The following is a 2,022-nucleotide window of genomic DNA, read 5'->3' as shown; positions in this document are numbered from 1 at the left end:
CTCTGGTATCGCGCCGACTGGTTCGACGAAGCTGGACTCCAACCGCCCGACACGTGGGACGAGTTCTACGAGGCCGCAGACGGACTCACCGACAAGTCCGCCGGCCGTTACGGCTTCACCATCCGCGGCGGTGCCGGATCGATCTATCCACTGCTGCAGCACATGTTTGCCACCACGGGCATCGAGAACTTCTTCGACGGCAGCGAGTCGACGCTCAACCGTCCGGAGATGGTCGAGGCCATCGAACGGTTCGCAGCACTCTACGACGTCGACACACCCACCGCGGACGTCAACAACGGGTTTCCGCAGATGGTCGCCAGCTTCGGTGGCGGTTCGGTTGCGATGATGCAACACAACCTCGGATCTTTGAGCAACCACAAGAAGTCGTTGGGCGAGAAGGTCGGCGCTGTCGCACTTCCACGTGCGGACAACGACGTTCGCACTGTGATGACCGACCCGTTCCCGTCGTACACCGTATTCAAATCCAGCAAACACCAAGCTGCGGCGTGGAAGTTCCTGGAATTCATGACCTCGCCGGAGTCGCAGGCGTACTGGAACGAGAACGTCGGGCAGATCCCGGTCAACACCGTCGCACGCTCTGCTCCCGCGTTCGCCGGGATGCCATCCGTGCAGGCAGCAGAAGCGTCGCTCGACGATCCGGCTACCGTGCTCGTCACGCCGCCCGACTATCTACCCGACTTCGGCAAGATCGTCCAGGTCCAGATGTTGGGCCAGTGGCAAAAAGTGCTGATCGGGCAGCTCAGCGCCCAGGACTTCGCCGACGACTTCGCCGAGAAGCTCAACCGATCGAAGGCCAAATACGATGCCCGTCAGGGTAAATAGGGGATCGAATCATGTCCAGCTTCATCACAGATGTTGCCGTGCAGGTGTTCAAGACGGAGGCGCGCACTTCGGTCGATACCTACGGGCACCGTCACCCGGGTCCGTCGATCCAGATAACACAGGCACTGCTGCGCATCACCGACTCCGACGGAGCCAGTGGCTACGTTCTCGGTAAACCCAACTACCTGCGTCAGGATCAGGTCGAGCAGTACTTCCAGTCGATCCTGATCGGAACGGACCCGCTTGCGCGCGAGTCCGTGGAAAAGAAGTTCGCGATTCGCCAACGTACAAGGGCCGTCGAACTCCCCGAGCACACGCTGAGCTACGTCGACCAGGCCTTGTGGGATCTGGCGGGCAACAAGTTCGACACTCCCGTGTGGAAGTTGCTCGGCGGGGCTCGCTCCGAGGTCAAGGCGTACGCAAGCACGATGTGCGGTGACACCATCGAAGGCGGCCTGTCGACACCGGAGGAGTACGCTGCTTTCGCCGTCGACCTGAAGGCTCGGGGCTACCGGGGCATCAAGCTGCACACGTGGATGCCCCCGCTGCCAGGGGCGCCCGATCTGCACCGCGACATCGACGCCTGTGCGGCGGTGCGTGACGCCGTCGGGCCCGGGTTCTCCCTGATGCTCGACGGCTATCACTGGTACTCGCGTACCGAGGCCCTCACACTGGGCCGGGAGCTCGACAGGCTGAAGTTCGACTGGTTCGAAGAGCCGATGGACGAGTTCTCGCTGCGCTCGTACAAGTGGCTCGCCGAGCAGATCCAGACCCCTGTCATCGGGCCGGAAACCACCCCGGGTCGGCACAAGTCGAGGTCCGAATGGATTGTCAACGAGGCTTGCGACATTCTGCGGGTCGGTGCCATGAACGGTGGCGGCATCACACCTGCACTGAAAACGGTGCACATGGCCGACGGCTTCGGACTCGAGTGCGAGATCCACGGCAACGGCGCACCCAACCTTGCGCTCGTCGGTGGCGCCCCGAACATCGCTTGGTACGAACGTGGGCTGCTGCACCCACACACGGATTACGACTGGGTTCCGCCGCACCTGAAGTCCATCGTCGACCCCATCGACGAGAACGGAATCGTGCACATGCCCGACCGCCCGGGCCTGGGAGAGGAGTTCGATTTCGAGTACATCTCAGCCAATCTCGTCCAGGAATACTGAGCTAGGT

General features: G+C 62.2%; 2 protein-coding genes. Both read left to right on the top strand.

Annotated elements, in window-relative coordinates; translation table 11 throughout:
* A partial coding sequence (locus WBQ44_RS17990; protein ID WP_495568036.1) for an extracellular solute-binding protein occupies positions 1–843 on the top strand: 843 nt, incomplete at its 5' end.
* An 11-nt stretch (positions 844–854) separates the two neighbouring features.
* Positions 855–2,015 carry an enolase C-terminal domain-like protein gene (locus WBQ44_RS17985; RefSeq protein ID WP_495568035.1) on the top strand — a complete coding sequence of 387 codons (1,161 nt, stop codon included), beginning with the start codon at positions 855–857 and terminating at the stop codon, positions 2,013–2,015.
* Positions 2,016–2,022 lie beyond the last annotated feature (7 nt).

This window comes from Rhodococcus sp. (in: high G+C Gram-positive bacteria), from assembly GCF_049591685.1.
GTDB lineage: Bacteria > Actinomycetota > Actinomycetes > Mycobacteriales > Mycobacteriaceae > Rhodococcoides.
Note: the sequence above shows the minus strand (reverse complement) of the source record. Positions and strands in the feature narration are given on the sequence as shown.